Annotated in this window: 11 protein-coding genes and 1 riboswitch; of the genes, 7 read left to right on the top strand and 4 right to left on the bottom strand. The window is 68.7% G+C overall.

Going from position 1 to position 14450, the window contains the following annotated elements; all coding sequences use genetic code 11:
- Positions 1–8 precede the first annotated feature (8 nt).
- On the bottom strand, positions 9–1094 hold the full coding sequence (locus I6N91_RS12335; RefSeq protein ID WP_159617404.1) for an inositol-3-phosphate synthase: 1086 nt from the start codon (positions 1092–1094) through the stop codon (positions 9–11).
- 280 nt (positions 1095–1374) lie between these two features.
- On the opposite strand from I6N91_RS12335, the gene I6N91_RS12330 reads away from it, so the two are divergent.
- The 6 genes from I6N91_RS12330 (at position 1375) to I6N91_RS12305 (ending at position 10311) form a co-directional block, all read left to right on the top strand.
- Positions 1375–2520, top strand: a complete 1146-nt coding sequence (locus tag I6N91_RS12330; RefSeq protein ID WP_198812951.1) for a peptidoglycan bridge formation glycyltransferase FemA/FemB family protein — start codon at positions 1375–1377, stop codon at positions 2518–2520.
- A gap of 15 nt (positions 2521–2535) precedes the next feature.
- Positions 2536–3978, top strand: coding sequence for an NAD(P)/FAD-dependent oxidoreductase (locus I6N91_RS12325; protein ID WP_198812948.1), 1443 nt, complete (start codon positions 2536–2538; stop codon positions 3976–3978).
- A 40-nt stretch (positions 3979–4018) separates the two neighbouring features.
- Positions 4019–4459 (top strand): DUF1810 domain-containing protein, encoded by a 441-nt coding sequence (locus I6N91_RS12320; protein ID WP_198812946.1) that lies wholly within the window; start codon positions 4019–4021, stop codon positions 4457–4459.
- Between the two features lie 206 nt (positions 4460–4665).
- A riboswitch (glycine riboswitch) is annotated at positions 4666–4767 on the top strand.
- Positions 4768–4926: 159 nt separating this feature from the next.
- Positions 4927–7788 carry an aminomethyl-transferring glycine dehydrogenase gene (gene gcvP, locus I6N91_RS12315; protein WP_198812943.1) on the top strand — a complete coding sequence of 954 codons (2862 nt, stop codon included), beginning with the start codon at positions 4927–4929 and terminating at the stop codon, positions 7786–7788.
- Between the two features lie 5 nt (positions 7789–7793).
- Entirely contained in the window at positions 7794–8900 is a 1107-nt protein-coding gene (gcvT, locus tag I6N91_RS12310; protein WP_198812940.1) for a glycine cleavage system aminomethyltransferase GcvT, read from the top strand.
- A gap of 37 nt (positions 8901–8937) precedes the next feature.
- Entirely contained in the window at positions 8938–10311 is a 1374-nt protein-coding gene (locus I6N91_RS12305) for an L-serine ammonia-lyase (RefSeq protein ID WP_198812937.1), read from the top strand.
- 45 nt (positions 10312–10356) lie between these two features.
- Here the strand turns inward: I6N91_RS12305 and I6N91_RS12300 are convergent, their stop codons facing one another.
- The gene (locus I6N91_RS12300; protein WP_198812934.1) at positions 10357–10800 is read right to left on the bottom strand and encodes a MarR family winged helix-turn-helix transcriptional regulator; all 444 of its coding nucleotides are present in this window, start codon (positions 10798–10800) and stop codon (positions 10357–10359) included.
- A 102-nt stretch (positions 10801–10902) separates the two neighbouring features.
- On the bottom strand, positions 10903–11709 hold the full coding sequence (locus tag I6N91_RS12295; RefSeq protein WP_198812931.1) for an alpha/beta fold hydrolase: 807 nt from the start codon (positions 11707–11709) through the stop codon (positions 10903–10905).
- 93 nt (positions 11710–11802) lie between these two features.
- Here I6N91_RS12295 and I6N91_RS12290 point away from each other — a divergent pair, with 93 nt between their 5' ends.
- Positions 11803–12528, top strand: a complete 726-nt coding sequence (locus I6N91_RS12290; protein ID WP_198812928.1) for a response regulator transcription factor — start codon at positions 11803–11805, stop codon at positions 12526–12528.
- A 21-nt stretch (positions 12529–12549) separates the two neighbouring features.
- Here I6N91_RS12290 and I6N91_RS12285 read toward each other — a convergent pair whose 3' ends face one another.
- The gene (locus tag I6N91_RS12285) at positions 12550–14436 is read right to left on the bottom strand and encodes a glycerophosphodiester phosphodiesterase (RefSeq protein WP_198812925.1); all 1887 of its coding nucleotides are present in this window, start codon (positions 14434–14436) and stop codon (positions 12550–12552) included.
- Positions 14437–14450 lie beyond the last annotated feature (14 nt).

The following is a 14450-nucleotide window of genomic DNA, read 5'->3' as shown; positions in this document are numbered from 1 at the left end:
GTCGGAGCCTAACGCTCGATGTCGCCGCGGATGAACGCCTCGACCTTTTCGTGGGCGATGTCATCCGCGTACTGCTCCGGCGGGGACTTCATGAAGTAGCTCGACGCCGACAGGATCGGTCCGCCGATTCCCCGGTCGAGGGCGATCTTCGCCGCCCGGATCGCGTCGATGATGACGCCGGCGGAGTTGGGGGAATCCCACACCTCGAGCTTGTATTCGAGCGACACCGGGGCGTCACCGAAGTTGCGGCCCTCGAGGCGGACGAACGCCCACTTCCGGTCGTCGAGCCAGGCCACGTAGTCCGAGGGGCCGATGTGCACATCGTCGGCGTGAAGTTCGGCCTTCACGTTCGAGGTGACGGCCTGGGTCTTTGAAATCTTCTTGGACTCCAGGCGGTCGCGCTCGAGCATGTTCTTGAAGTCCATGTTGCCGCCGACGTTCAGCTGGTACGTGCGGTCCAGGGTCACGCCGCGGTCTTCGAAGAGCTTCGCCATGACGCGGTGCGTGATGGTCGCACCGATCTGGCTCTTGATGTCGTCGCCGACGATCGGCACGCCGGCAGCGGTGAACTTGTCGGCCCATTCCTTGGTCCCCGCGATGAAGACGGGCAGGGCGTTGACGAAGGCCACGCCTGCGTCGATGGCGCACTGCGCGTAGTACTTCGCGGCGTGCTCCGAGCCCACCGGCAGGTAGCAGACGAGGACGTCGGCCTTGGTGGCCTTGAGCTGGCCCACGATGTCGACCGGTTCCTCGTCCGATTCCACGATGGTCTCGCGGTAGTACTTGCCCAGGCCGTCGAGGGTGTGGCCGCGCTGCACGATCACGCCGGTCGGGGGGACGTCGGCAATCTTGATGGTGTTGTTCTCGCTGGCGCCGATCGCTTCGGCGAGATCGTGGCCGACCTTCTTGCCGTCGACGTCGAAGGCCGCGACGAACTGCACGTCGCTGACGTGGTAGTCGCCGAACTTGACGTGCATCAGACCGGGGACCTTGGCCGACGGATCCGCGTCCCGGTAGTAGTGCACGCCCTGTACAAGGGACGCGGCACAGTTACCGACGCCGATGATTGCCACCCGGATGGGGTTAGTTCCCACAGTTCTCCTCAAAATGCCCGCTGAAGTGTAATTGGCCCGTTCAGCCCCGTAAGGGAGGGTCGGGCAGAGAATGTCCAGTCTACGTCCATTTGGACGTATGCCGGTTGGACTCTATCAACGTTGGAGGCTCCCCGTTCACCGTCACCGGTTCCGGCGGGCCGCGGCGGGGTCGAAGTCCACCGCCGGATCCTGCCCCGGAGGCTCCGGTGCGGGCCCCGTTAATGCCGCTGATGCCTCGGGTAGGCTGGGGCGAGCACGGATTCCCAGCGAAAGAACCCACGTGAGCGCAGCTTCATTCCGATACGAAAAACTTGGCCCGGAGGACTTCGACCGGCTCGTCAGCGGGTACCCCGACGTGGTCGTTCCGCTTGAGCAGACCCCGGACTGGGCCGGGTTCGAGACCGCCCTGGGCCGCCGCCCCTACGGGATCTGGGCGTACTACGACGGCGAAACCCTCGTTGCCGTCGCCAGCTACCTCCTCATCCAGCGGCGTCTGAGGACCTCCCTTGTGGTGGTCAACGGGCCCGTGTGGTTCGCGGAACGGACGCCGGCCGCCGAACGCACCCTGATGACGACTGTCCTTGCGCAGTTCGCGGCTGACCCCGGGGTCGATCCGCTGTATATACGAATGCAGGTATCGACACCGCAGCCGCCCGCGGAAGGCCCCCTGGAGCACGGCTGGTTCGAGCGGGAGATTGTTGTCGATCTCACGCCGGAAGAAAAGGGCCTGTTCCGAAGCTTTAAGCCCAACGCCCGTAACAGCATCCGTCGTGCCCAGAAATCCGGGGTGGAAGTCCGAAGTATTCCTCATGAGCTATGGAGTGAGACCTTCCGGCAGGACCTTTTTCCGATCATGAGGGAGACCGCCGAACGCGATGGATTCGAAAGCTTCGCGTCCGACTACTACGAGACCCTGCTGACCGAACTGGGGGACTACCTCCGCCTGCTTGTCGCCTACCTCGACGGAAAACCGGTGAGCTGGCTCATCACGAGCGAGTACCGGGGCTCCGCGGTCTACTACTTCGCGGGCAGCACCCAGCAGGCGCGCAAGATCTTCGCGCCCTACCTCCTGCTCTGGGAAGCCTTCCGGGAGCTCAAGGCCGCGGGCAACCGCTCCTGCGCCCTGACCGGCATCGTCAGCGAGAACTATCCGCAGCTCGCCAATGTCACCACCTTCAAGCGGAACTTTTCCAAGAACGTCGTCGTGGTGCCCACGACGTATGACCTCCCCGTGAAGCCGCTGCAGTACCGGGCCCTCGCCGCGGCCCTCCGCGCCCGGCGGAGCCTGCCGGGAAAGGTGCGGGCTGCGCGGAAGGCGCTGGCCGCGGCGCGCGGCACCACCGCCGCCAAGGTCAGGCCGGTCACCGCCGCGCCCGCCCACCCTGGCAGTGAAGCTCAGCCCGGCACTGGCGCCCGGCCCGCCTGAGGAAAGTGAGAACCGATGGTTGACGTCGAGGTTGTCGGTTCGGGGCCCAACGGGCTCGCAGCGGGCGTCGTGCTGGCCCGGGCCGGGCTCAGCGTACGCGTGCACGAATCGGCGGCGACCGTTGGAGGCGGATCGCGCACCCTCCCGCTGATTGAGGAGGGGGCGGTCCACGACGTCTGCTCGGCGGTCCACCCCATGGCGCTTGCCTCGGAGTTCTTCACCTCCTTCGAACTTCGCCGCCGCATCGGGTTCGCCATCCCCGAGGTGTCCTACGCCCACCCGCTCGACCACGGGAGGGCGGGAATCGCCTACCGCAGCCTTGAGCGGACCGCGGCGGAACTCGGAGCTGACGGCCCGGCGTACCGGCGGCTGATGCAGCCCCTCATCGATTCCCGGGACGGCATCCTCGCGCTGACCCTGAACCACCTGCTGCGCGTGCCGAAGAACCCGCTGGCCGCGGCACGGCTAGCGGCGGCAGTACTCGACCAGGGCTCGCCGGCCTGGAACCGGCGGTTCCGGGGCGAGGAAGCCCCGGCAATGTTGACCGGGGTCATGGCGCACCCCGTCGGACCGCTCCCCTCGCTCACGGCCGCCGGAGCCGGAATGGTCCTCGGCCTGCTTGCGCACGCCGGCGGGTGGGCCATCCCCGTCGGCGGCTCCCAGGCGATTGCCGACGCCATGGCCCGGGACATCGAAGACCACGGCGGCGAGATCATCACCGGTTCCCGGGTGCGCTCCCTCGCGGAGCTCGGCGGTGCCCGGGCCGTCCTGCTGGACATCGCCCCGCCCGCGCTGGTGGAGATGGCACGGGGACGGCTTCCAGGAGGGTACGCGCGTGCGCTGCGCAGGTTCCGCTTTGGGAACGCCGCCTGCAAGGTCGACTTCCTGCTCTCGGGCCCCGTGCCGTGGACCAATTCCGAGGTCGCCCGGGCCGGCACCGTCCACCTTGGCGGAACCCGGGCCGAGGTGGCGGCGGCCGAGGAGGACGTCAAGGCTGGGCGCCACCCGGAGCGCCCCTACGTCCTTGTCTCCCAACCGTCATTGTTCGACCCGACCCGGGCGCCGGCCGGCCGGCATACCCTCTGGACCTACTGCCACGTGCCCCGCGGCTCCACGACGGATATGACCGAAGCCATCACCGCCCAGATCGAACGCTTTGCCCCCGGCTTCCGCGACCTGATTCTCGACTCGCACTCCTCGACGGCCGCCCAGCTCGGGGAGTACAACGAAAACTATGTCGGTGGCGACTTCGGCTCGGGCGCCGTCGATCTGCGCCAGATGATCGCCCGCCCAGTGCTGGCGGCCCACCCGTGGGCGACCCCGCTGAAGGGGGTCTACCTCTGCTCCCAGTCGACCCCGCCCGGGCCCGGCGTCCACGGCATGGCCGGATTCCACGCCGCGAAGCTTGCCCTGCGGCGCGAGTTCGGGCTGGAAATGCCCGAACTGGGAATCGGCTGACAGTCCATTCACCGCATACGAGAACGCACAGGAGGCCCCAATGGACGCTAAGACCGCAGACGACCCCTACCGCCTGGAACGGTTCGTCACCGCCCAGGATGCGGGCGGCACCTACCCGCGGGCCCTCGGCGAAATCCGCGCCGGACGCAAGCAGAGCCACTGGATGTGGTTCGTCTTTCCCCAGATCCAGGGCCTTGGGAGCAGCGCGACGGCCCGCGAATTCGCCATCTCCTCCCTCGCCGAGGCGCGGGCCTATCTCGCCCACCCCATCCTCGGGCCTCGGCTACTCGAATGCGCCGCCGCTGCCGCCGCGCTGCCTGGGCACAGCGCGGAAGCGGTCTTCGGCGGCATCGACGCCCGGAAACTGCATTCGAGCGCGACCCTCTTCCACCGGGCCGCCCCCGGGGAGCCCGTGTTCTCCGACCTCCTCGCGAAGTACTTCGACTCACTGCCCGACTCCGCCACCGACGAACGCCTCTAAGCAGTGGTCCTGTGCGGCGACACCCGCCGGCGCGTCCGGAACGGGACAACCTGAACGGCACAACCTGAACGGGACAACCTGAACGGGACAAGAGGGTAGGCGCTGCAGGGCGGCGGCCCGGGGCGCCGCCGCCCCGGGCGCCTTTGCCCGGCCGGGGGTTGCCAAGGTAGGATCGTTGTGGTTTCGACCACAATTTCATATGCCTTTGACCTGCAGCGGGAGAGTCCTGCCGCGCATATCCACTCGGCAGGCGCCGTAGGAGCAAATCCTCCCCAGGAATCTCTCAGGCCCAGTACCGCTGCGGTTAGGCAACTCTGGAAAGCAGCGCACCGGCCCCGAGGGCAGGCAGCGCTCACCGAAGGTGCAAGCAGGCACGGAGCCCTGCGGAAACTCTCAGGTCCAAGACACAGAGCGGGGAGGAACTCGAAAAGGGACGCGCTTCCAGCGCTTGAACGTACGGAGTTTCCATGACCGCCCATGCCGACCTGGCTTCAACCTTCGCCGACCGCCACATTGGTCCGCGCACCTCCGACGCCGCACAGATGCTGTCGGTCCTCGGATACCCCAGCATCGACAAGCTCGTCGATGTCGCCGTTCCGGCAAGCATCCGGTCCGCCAAAGCCCTTGATCTTCCTGCTGCGCTCAGCGAGCCCGAGGTGCTGGCGCAGCTGCGCCGGATCGCCGGCCGCAACCGGACCGCAGTGCAGATGATTGGCCAGGGCTACTTCGACACCGTCACCCCTCCGGTGATCCGCCGCAACGTCCTCGAATCGCCCGCCTGGTACACCGCCTACACGCCCTACCAGCCGGAGATCTCCCAGGGCCGCCTCGAAGCCCTCCTCAACTTCCAGACCATGGTCCAGGACCTCACCGCCCTCGACATCGCCAACGCGTCCCTGCTCGATGAAGCCTCGGCCGTCGCCGAGGCCGTGCTGCTGATGCGCCGCTCGGGCAAGAACAAGTCAGGGCGCACCGTCCTCGACGCCGACTGCCTCCCGCAGACCGTCGCGGTGGTCCGCGGCCGCGCCGAGGCGCTGGGCTTCGAGGTGGAGATCGCCGACCTCTCCCAGGGCCTGCCCGAGGGCGACATCAACGGCGTCGTTCTCCAGCAGCCCGGTGCCTCCGGTGCCCTGCGCGACCACACGGCGGTCATCGCCGCCGCCAAGGAGCGCGGGGTCCTCGTCACGGTGGCCGCCGACCTGCTGGCCCTGACCCTGATCACCGCCCCGGGCGAGCAGGGCGCCGACATCGCCGTCGGCTCCGCCCAGCGCCTTGGCGTTCCGCTGTTCTTCGGTGGACCCCACGCCGCGTACATGGCCGTGCGCAAGGGCCTCGAGCGCATGCTGCCCGGCCGCCTGGTCGGGGTGTCGAAGGACGCCGACGGTGCCCCCGCCTACCGGCTGGCCCTCCAGACCCGCGAGCAGCACATCCGCCGCGAAAAGGCGACGTCGAACATCTGCACCGCACAGGCACTGCTGGCCATCACCGCCAGCATGTACGGGGTCTACCACGGCCCCGAGGGCCTCAAGGCGATCGCCGAGCAGACCCACCGACGCGCCGTCGACCTCGCCGGCCGGCTGACCGCCACCGGAGCGCAGATCGTCCACGACACCTTCTTCGACACCGTGCTGGTCCGCGTGCCCGGCCGGGCCGCTGAACTCGCGGACCGCGCCGAGGAGCTCGGCTACAACCTGCGCCGGGTCGACGCGGACCACCTCGGCATCTCCTGCGATGAGACCACCACCGAGGACCACATCGCCGCCGTCGCCGGCGTGTTCGGCACCGGCAGCGACGCCGGTTCCGGGGCATCGGACACCGGGACCCGGATCCCGGCCGGACTGCGCCGCACCTCTGCCTACATGACCCACCCGGTGTTCTCGCTGCACCGTTCGGAAACGGCGATGCTGCGCTACCTGCGCCGCCTCTCCGACCGCGACCTGGCCCTTGACCGCACCATGATCCCGCTGGGCTCGTGCACCATGAAGCTCAACGCCACGGTGGAGATGGAAGCGATCTCCTGGCCCGAGTTCGCCTCGATCCACCCGTTCGCGCCCACCGCGCAGACCGAGGGCTGGCGCGAACTCATCACCGACCTCGAGGAGCGCCTGGCCGAGATCACCGGCTACGCCAAGGTGTCCCTGCAGCCCAACGCCGGCTCACAGGGTGAGCTCGCGGGCCTGCTCGCCATCCGCGGCTACCACCGCTCGCGCGGCGACGAGAACCGCACGGTGTGCCTCATCCCCTCCTCGGCGCACGGCACCAACGCCGCCTCCGCCGTCCTGGCCGGCATGAAGGTCGTTGTCGTGGCCACGGCCGCCAACGGCAATATCGATCACGACGACCTCAAGGCGAAGATCGAGCAGCACGCCGAGAACCTCTCCGCGATCATGATCACCTACCCCTCAACCCACGGTGTGTTCGAGGAGGATGTCCGCTGGGTCTGCGAGCAGGTGCACGCGGCCGGCGGGCAGGTCTACATCGACGGCGCGAACCTCAACGCCCTCGTGGGCCTGGCCAAGCCGGGTGAGTTCGGTGGCGACGTCTCGCACCTGAACCTGCACAAGACCTTCTGCATCCCGCACGGCGGCGGCGGCCCCGGCGTCGGGCCGGTCGCCGTGGCCGAGCACCTCATCGACTTCCTGCCCGGGGACGCGAACCGGGACATCACCACCGACGAGGCCGCCGGCGGCGCCCCCGTGTCGGCGTCGATGTACGGCTCGGCCGGAGTCCTTCCCATCTCCTGGGCGTACGTGGCCCTGATGGGCGCCGAGGGCCTGACCAGCGCCACGGCGCACGCCCTGCTCGCCGCGAACTACATCGCCGCACGCCTCACCGAGCACTTCCCCGTGCTCTACACGGGCGCCCAGGGGCTGGTGGCGCACGAGTGCATCCTCGACCTGCGCCCGCTCACCGCGAAGACCGGGGTCACCGCCGAGGATGTCGCCAAGCGGCTCATCGACTACGGCTTCCACGCCCCCACGCTGTCCTTCCCTGTGGCCGGAACCCTCATGGTGGAGCCCACCGAGTCGGAGAACCTCGCCGAGCTCGACCGGTTCATCGACGCCATGATCGCCATCAAGGGCGAGATCGACCGGGTCGCCGACGGCGAGTGGACCGTCGAGGAAAGCCCGCTGCGCCAGGCCCCGCACACCGCCACCACGCTCATCGGGGACGACTGGAAGCAGTCCTACCCGCGCGAGCTCGCCGCGTACCCGCTGCGCTCGCTGCGGCACGACAAGTACTTCCCGCCGGTCCGTCGCATCGACGGCGCCCACGGCGACCGCAACCTGGTGTGCTCCTGCCCTCCCATCGAAGCCTTCGAGGACTAAACCCAATGCCCAAGCAGACCCCGCTCTACACCCGGCACGAAGCCCTCGGCGCCTCCTTCACCGATTTCGGCGGCTGGCAGATGCCGCTGAAGTACGGCAGCGAGCTCGAAGAACACCACACGGTGCGCCGCGCCGCCGGCCTGTTCGACCTCTCCCACATGGGGGAGGTCCTGGTCACCGGACCCCAGGCGGCCGAGTTCCTCAACTACGCGCTCGTGGGCAACCTGGCGGTGATGCCGGTGGGGAAGGCGAAGTACTCCCTCATCTGCAACGCCGACGGCGGCGTGATCGACGACCTCATCACCTACCGCCTGGCCGAGGACCGCTTCCTTGTGGTGCCCAACGCCTCCAACGCCGACACCGTCGCGTCGGAGCTGCGCGACCGCGCCGCCGACTTCGACGCCGTGGTGGAGGACCAGTCGGAGACCACCGCCCTGGCGGCCGTCCAGGGGCCCAACGCCGAGGCGATCCTGCTCACCATGGCGGCCCCCGACGACGCGGAGGCCATCACCTCGCTGCGCTACTACGCCGCCGTCGAGGTCGAACTGGCCGGGGTGCCGGTCCTGCTGGCACGCACCGGGTACACCGGCGAGGACGGATTCGAGCTGTTTGTCGGCAACTCCTTCGCCGTGCGCGTCTGGGACGCGGCCCTCGAGGCCGGTGCCGGCCACGGCCTGATCCCCTGCGGCCTTGCCGCCCGGGACTCCCTCCGCCTCGAGGCCGGCATGCCGCTCTACGGAAACGAGCTCGGCCTCTCAACCAACCCCTTCGAGGCTGGCCTCGGCCCGGTGGTGAGCCTCAAGAAGACCGAGGACTTCGTGGGCCGCTCCGTCCTGGAGCCGTTGAAGGCCACCGGGCCGGCACGCCGCCTGGTCGGGCTGCGCGGCACCGGCCGGCGCTCCGCGCGCGCCGGGTACGACGTCGTCGTTGACGGCACGGCCGTGGGCACGGTGACGTCGGGGCTGCCCAGTCCCACCCTCGGCTACCCGGTGGCACTGGCATACGTCGACTCGGCCCTCGCGGAGCCGGGCACCGAAGTCCAGGTCGACCTCCGCGGCCGCCCGGAGCCGTTCACCGTCGTGGAGACACCGTTCTACAAGCGCGCCAAGTGATGCCGATCGACGGCTCCACCTCACCAGGGGGACTTCAGTGACCATCAGCGCATTCGACCTATTCAAGATCGGCATCGGCCCGTCCAGCTCACACACCGGCGGGCCGATGACGGCCGCCTACCTGTACACGGAACTGCTGCGGGAGGAGGGCCTGCTCGGGCGGGTCGACCGCCTCCAGGTTGAGCTCTTCGGATCACTCGGCGTCACCGGGCACGGTCACGGCACGGTTAAGGCGATCCTGCTCGGCCTTGAGGGAAGCCAGCCCCATCTCGTCGATCCGGCCACCGCCGACGAACGGGTGGGACGCATCGGCGAGCTCAAGTCGCTGCGGCTGGCCGGCGAACGTGGAATCGGCTTCGACCCCGACCGGGACCTCATTCTGCACCGCCGGCAGCGGCTGGAATATCACACCAACGGAATGCGTTTCCAGGCGTGGGATGCCGCGGGAACGCTGCTTCGGGCGCGCGACTACTTCTCGGTGGGAGGCGGATTCGTCCTCGACGAGAACCAGATCGGCGTCGAGACGCAGCCCGGGCCCGAGGTAGTCGTGCCCTTCCCGTTCAATACGGCCGACCAGCTGTTGGAATTATGCCGCAAGCACGATATGTCGTTTTCCGAGATCGTGCTCGCCAATGAGCAGGCCTTCCGGAGCGAGGAGGAGGTTCGGGCGGGCCTGCTGCAGATCTGGGAGGTCATGCAGGACACCATCCGCCGGGGAACCAGCACCGGCGGTGTCCTGCCCGGGGGACTTGCCGTGCGGCGGCGGGCCGCTCGTCAGCTGGAACTCCTCGAGAAGGCCAACGATCCCGAGGACCGGCTCGGAACCATGGAATGGGTCACCCTGTTCGCCCTGGCGGTCAATGAGGAGAACGCGGCCGGCGGCCGCGTGGTCACCGCGCCCACCAACGGCGCGGCCGGCATCATCCCGGCCGTCCTGAAGTACTACGTCGACTTCGTTCCCGGCGCCAGCGACGACGGCGTCGTACGCTTCCTGCTGGCCGCCACCGCCGTCGGGTCCCTGTTCAAGAAGAACGCGTCCATCTCGGGCGCGGAGGTGGGATGCCAGGGCGAGGTCGGCTCCGCCTGCGCGATGGCGGCCGGCGCCCTGGCCGAGGTGCTCGGGGGCACTCCGGAGCAGGTGGAAAACGCCGCGGAGATCGGGATCGAGCACAACCTCGGTCTGACCTGTGATCCGGTCGGCGGGCTGGTGCAGATCCCCTGCATCGAACGCAACGCGGTCGGCGCGATCAAGGCCATCACCGCCGCACGGATGGCGGTGCGCGGCGACGGGCAGCACCACGTCTCACTCGATATCGCCATCAAGACGATGCGCGACACCGGGGCGGACATGATGGACAAATACAAGGAGACGGCCCGGGGCGGACTCGCCCTGAACGTCGTGGAGTGCTGAGCTGGCAGGTTCCGCTCAGCCGGCTCGAAGACTAGACGGCAGGGCCTAGACAGCGGTGGGAACCGACTTGCTCCGCTGCGGGGCGAGCTCGACGACGATGTCGCGCAGGAGTCCGCGCAGCTCCTCGGACTCAAGGCCCTCGCCCTTCATCAGGGACCGCTCGATGTCCTGGGCCCGGGCCAGGGCCATCAGCCCCGCCGCGGTGATGGTGATGCGCTGGCTGCGGCGGTCGCGGGTGTCGCGGATGCGGGAGATGAAGCCCTGCCGCTCGAGCTTCTCCAGCGTCTTGCCGATGGTCTGGGCCTGGACATGCACGGCCAGGGCGAGCCGCGCGCCGGTCATGGTGCCCTCACGGGAAAGGACACCCAGGGTGGTGTAGCCCGCGTGGGTGATGCCGATATCGAGGAGTCGTTCGTTCCACGCATGGTCCACCAGCCGGGCGGCGGTGGTGAGGAGACGGCTCGTTGACCACTCGTTCAGGTTTGGCATGACGGTACTTCTTCCAGACGCTAGTAAATCCCTATATCTCCACTATGAACCTAAATCTTCAAGTTTTCCCTGTGATCCACCCAAAGCTTTAAGCAAGGGTGCTTAGGAATTGGGGTGCACGGGTTCCGGACCCGGAGAGTCGCCGACCCCGGAGCGGTGGCCGGCGAGAAAGGCCCGGATGGCGTCGGCGACCGCCTCAGGAGCGCCCTGTTGGGCGACATGCGGCTGACCGGGAATCTCCGTGAAGGACCCGTTGGGCGCGGCCTCGGCGAGTTCCCGGCACCAGGGTTCACGCGCCACCGGATCCCGTGAGCCACGCATCACCAGCACGGGGCATTCCACGGCGCGGAGGGCGGTTTCGAGGCGGTACTCCATCATGGGGCGCACCGTTTTCAGATACCAGCGCAGGCCGGTCCGCAGGTAGTCGGTGATGACGATGAAGTTCGCCGAGGGAAGTTCGCGCAGCGAGTCGTGCCCGAGCGCCGCCGCCTGCCGCCAGACCGACCGGCGCCGCCGGTCCACCACCGGCCCGATCAGCACGACCCCCGAGACCCGCTGAGGATCCCGCACGGCCGTCGCCGCAGCGATCTGGGCGCCCATCGAATGCCCCACCAGGATGCAGGGAGCCACCCCGGCTTCGGCGAGCAGGTCCGACAGCACGGCGGCGTAGTCCTCCACCGAGAGGGTGGGGCCGGGGGACGGGTTGGGCCCGAAGCCTGGAAGGTCCACCGCATAGGTGTCGGCGGACGCGGTGAGCTCTGCGTGCAGGCGGTCAAGGTAGCGGTGCGACATTCCGATGCCGTGGATCAGGACAAACGGCGGCTCGGCGCTGCCGGCGGGCCCGGGCGAGGAGTGGATGCGGAGGGTGTGCCCGCGCAGGCGGACAGTCGAGACAGTGCGAGAGACCATCCGGTGAGTCTAGCCCGGCGTTCCACCCGCTAAAGTTCAAGGAATCCTCAAGTTTGGACAGCGGCTCCTCGAATTTTCTGGCAAGGTATTGCTATGCCCGATATCCATGAACTACGCACCGCCCTCATCGTCGAGGACGACGAGGACATCCGGGAGCTGCTGGGCACGGCGCTGCGGTTGAAGGGATTTTCGATCCTCGAGGCGGCGACCGGGCACGAGGGCCTGGCGAAGGTGCGCGAGCATCAGCCCGACCTGATCACCCTGGATTTGAACCTTCCCGACCTCGACGGGGTCGAGGTCTGCCGCCAGTCAAGGGCGATGAGTGACGCCTATATCGTGATGGTGACCGCACGCCAGGACGAGATCGACCGGCTGCTGGGCCTGGAGACCGGCGCCGACGATTTCATCGGCAAACCGTTCAGCCCGCGCGAGTTCACGGCCCGCGTCTCGGCCATGTTCAGGCGGCCGCGCACCGGCCCGGGCGCTGCGGGCAACGGCAGCCCCTCGTTGCTGCGCCACAACGGACTGCTGATGGATGTCGAGGGACGCACGGTGAGCCTCGACGGCGAGGAACTGGCCCTGACGCGGATCGAGTTCGACCTCCTCGAGGCCCTGCTCGACGGCGCGTCGCGGGTGTGGTCCCGCGAGGCACTCCTCGACCGGGTGTGGGGGGACGGCTGGGCGCTCGACCACCACCTCGTGGAGGTGCACATCCGGAACCTCCGCCGGAAGCTCAGCGACGACACCAGCAATCCGCGGTTCATCCGCACGGTCCGGGGCGTCGGCTACCGGTTGATTCCGCTGACACCCGTGCGCTGAGGCCGCCGCGGCCGACCCGCTCTACAGCAGGCTGAGCTCGTCAAGGGCATCACGCAGCCCCGGCGCGCTTCCCCGCTCGTCGTCGATGCTTTTCCGTTCGCTTTGAACCACATCGGGCCGGTCGGTGATGATTCCGTCGACCGGCACCCGCAGGAACGTCCGGATGGCGTCGGGGTCGTTCACCGTCCACACCCACAGCTCCTTGCCGCGGCCGCGGGCGAGGGCGGCGAGTTCCTCGGTGAAGAAGGACTGCTCCACCACGAGGAAATCGCCCGGCTCCCCCTCCAGGGTGCCGACATTGGCGGCCACGGTGTAGCCCACCCGAAGCCCGGGCCGCTTCTCCTCGATCTCCTGGACCACCTCGCTGCTCAGGGAATGGTAGATGTGATGGCCGGTGGCGCCGATCGAATCGAGCTCCGCCAGGAGCCGGTCCACCACCTGGGGCGATTCATGCCCGTGCAGCTTGAGTTCGATCAGGAGCTTCACGCCGAGTTCCTCGGCCCGCAGCACGTAGTCGATGAGGGAAACCATGGAATCGCTGTATCCGCCGACGCTCACGTCGATCGCCTCGGCCTCGGCCAGGGTCAGCTCGTAGGTGTTCACGTTGAGCCCCGAGACGATCCACAGGTTGACGTCGTGGCTGAGGATGAAGCGCCCGTCCCTGGTCTCCTGGGCGTCGATCTCGACAAAGTCGGGTCGCACCCTGGCCGCCGCCTCGAGGGCGCCGATGGTGTTTTCCACGCCCCCGCCGACGAACCCGCGGTGGGCGATGATCTTGGTGGACCCGGAGTCGGCCGGCACGCTTCCGGCCGCCGGGAGGATCGACGCCGACTGGACGGCCGTGGCTCCCATCACCGTCAGGCCGAGGACCACAAGGGCCGCCTGCCGCCGCCCGGAGCGGCCCCGCCGGTGGGGTGCGGGGGGCGCGGGGGCAGACGGGGGTGCCCCGTCGGGAAGGCCGGTGCGCCGGTTGTTGTAGGCGGCGGTCAGGGCGTGGAGGATCACGACGAGCGCGAAGCTCAGCACCACCGCGGAGCCGACATTGGCGATGCCGTAGCCGGCGGCCGCCACGGCCGGGGCGATGGGCGGGGCGAAGCGGTCCGCCAGGGCGGCTGCAAGCACCACCGCCTCGGTGAGCAGGGTCGAGAGCGCGCCGGCGCCGGCGGCGACGATTCCGATGGCGGCGGCAATCCGCCAGGACTGGCGGCGGGTCGCGGCCAGGCTGCCGGCCACGGCGCGGCCCGGTGACTTTCCTTCAATCACCAGCAGCGGGAAGGTGAAGATCAGGCGGAGATTCACGTACAGGAGCACCGCAAGGAGCGTCCCGTACAGGGCGGCACTCACCGGGGCCTTGAGCATCTCGCCGCTGATGAACAGCGGCACGGCGATGCCGCGGGTGACCGTGGAGAACAGCCCGAATCCGCCCAGGGGCATGACCAGCAGGACATAGACGATCAGCAGGGGCGACTGGTAGTGGACCACCGCCCGGATGGCCCGGGCCACGTCCTCGACCACCGGCCGGAGTTGCAGGGGCAGGGCGCACTGCTGGCGGTGGACCAGCACGATCAGGGTGACAAGCTGCACGCTCACCACCGCGAGGGCGGCGACCACCAGCAGGATCATCAGCAGGAGCGCCACGGGGTGCGCCAGCACCATCCCGAGGTTCTGGTCGCTGATCCGGGGCAGGCCCGATGCGGCCAGGACGAGGCGGAAGAGTGCCGACAGGGCCGGAAGCGCCAGCAGGATGGTGGCGCCGTTGAGGACCAGGGAGGCGAGCTGGAGGGGAAGGAACCCCCTGAGCGCCTCGGTCAGGGCCTTGCGCAGGGACGTCCGCAGGGGAAAGGACGCCGATGGCACGCGGGTTTCGGGCGCGCCGGTTGAGCGCCCGATCCGCTTGGCCATGTACATCTCGCATATCCCTT

The sequence above is a fragment of the Arthrobacter sp. MSA 4-2 genome (genome assembly GCF_016405885.1).
GTDB lineage: Bacteria > Actinomycetota > Actinomycetes > Actinomycetales > Micrococcaceae > Arthrobacter_D.
The sequence above is the reverse complement of the archived record's forward strand: the minus strand, read 5'-3'. Positions and strand labels throughout refer to the sequence as shown.

Bases quoted from the DNA above. Each gene is read 5' to 3' on its own strand.
- I6N91_RS12325 (WP_198812948.1), top strand. From the start codon at position 2,536: ATGGTTGACGTCGAGGTTGTCGGTTCGGGGCCCAACGGGCTCGCAGCG.
- I6N91_RS12320 (WP_198812946.1), top strand. From the start codon at position 4,019: ATGGACGCTAAGACCGCAGACGACCCCTACCGCCTGGAACGGTTCGTC.
- gcvP (WP_198812943.1), top strand. From the start codon at position 4,927: ATGACCGCCCATGCCGACCTGGCTTCAACCTTCGCCGACCGCCACATT.
- gcvT (WP_198812940.1), top strand. From the start codon at position 7,794: ATGCCCAAGCAGACCCCGCTCTACACCCGGCACGAAGCCCTCGGCGCC.
- I6N91_RS12300 (WP_198812934.1), bottom strand. From the start codon at position 10,800: ATGCCAAACCTGAACGAGTGGTCAACGAGCCGTCTCCTCACCACCGCC.
- I6N91_RS12295 (WP_198812931.1), bottom strand. From the start codon at position 11,709: ATGGTCTCTCGCACTGTCTCGACTGTCCGCCTGCGCGGGCACACCCTC.
- I6N91_RS12290 (WP_198812928.1), top strand. From the start codon at position 11,803: ATGCCCGATATCCATGAACTACGCACCGCCCTCATCGTCGAGGACGAC.
- I6N91_RS12285 (WP_198812925.1), bottom strand. From the start codon at position 14,436: ATGTACATGGCCAAGCGGATCGGGCGCTCAACCGGCGCGCCCGAAACC.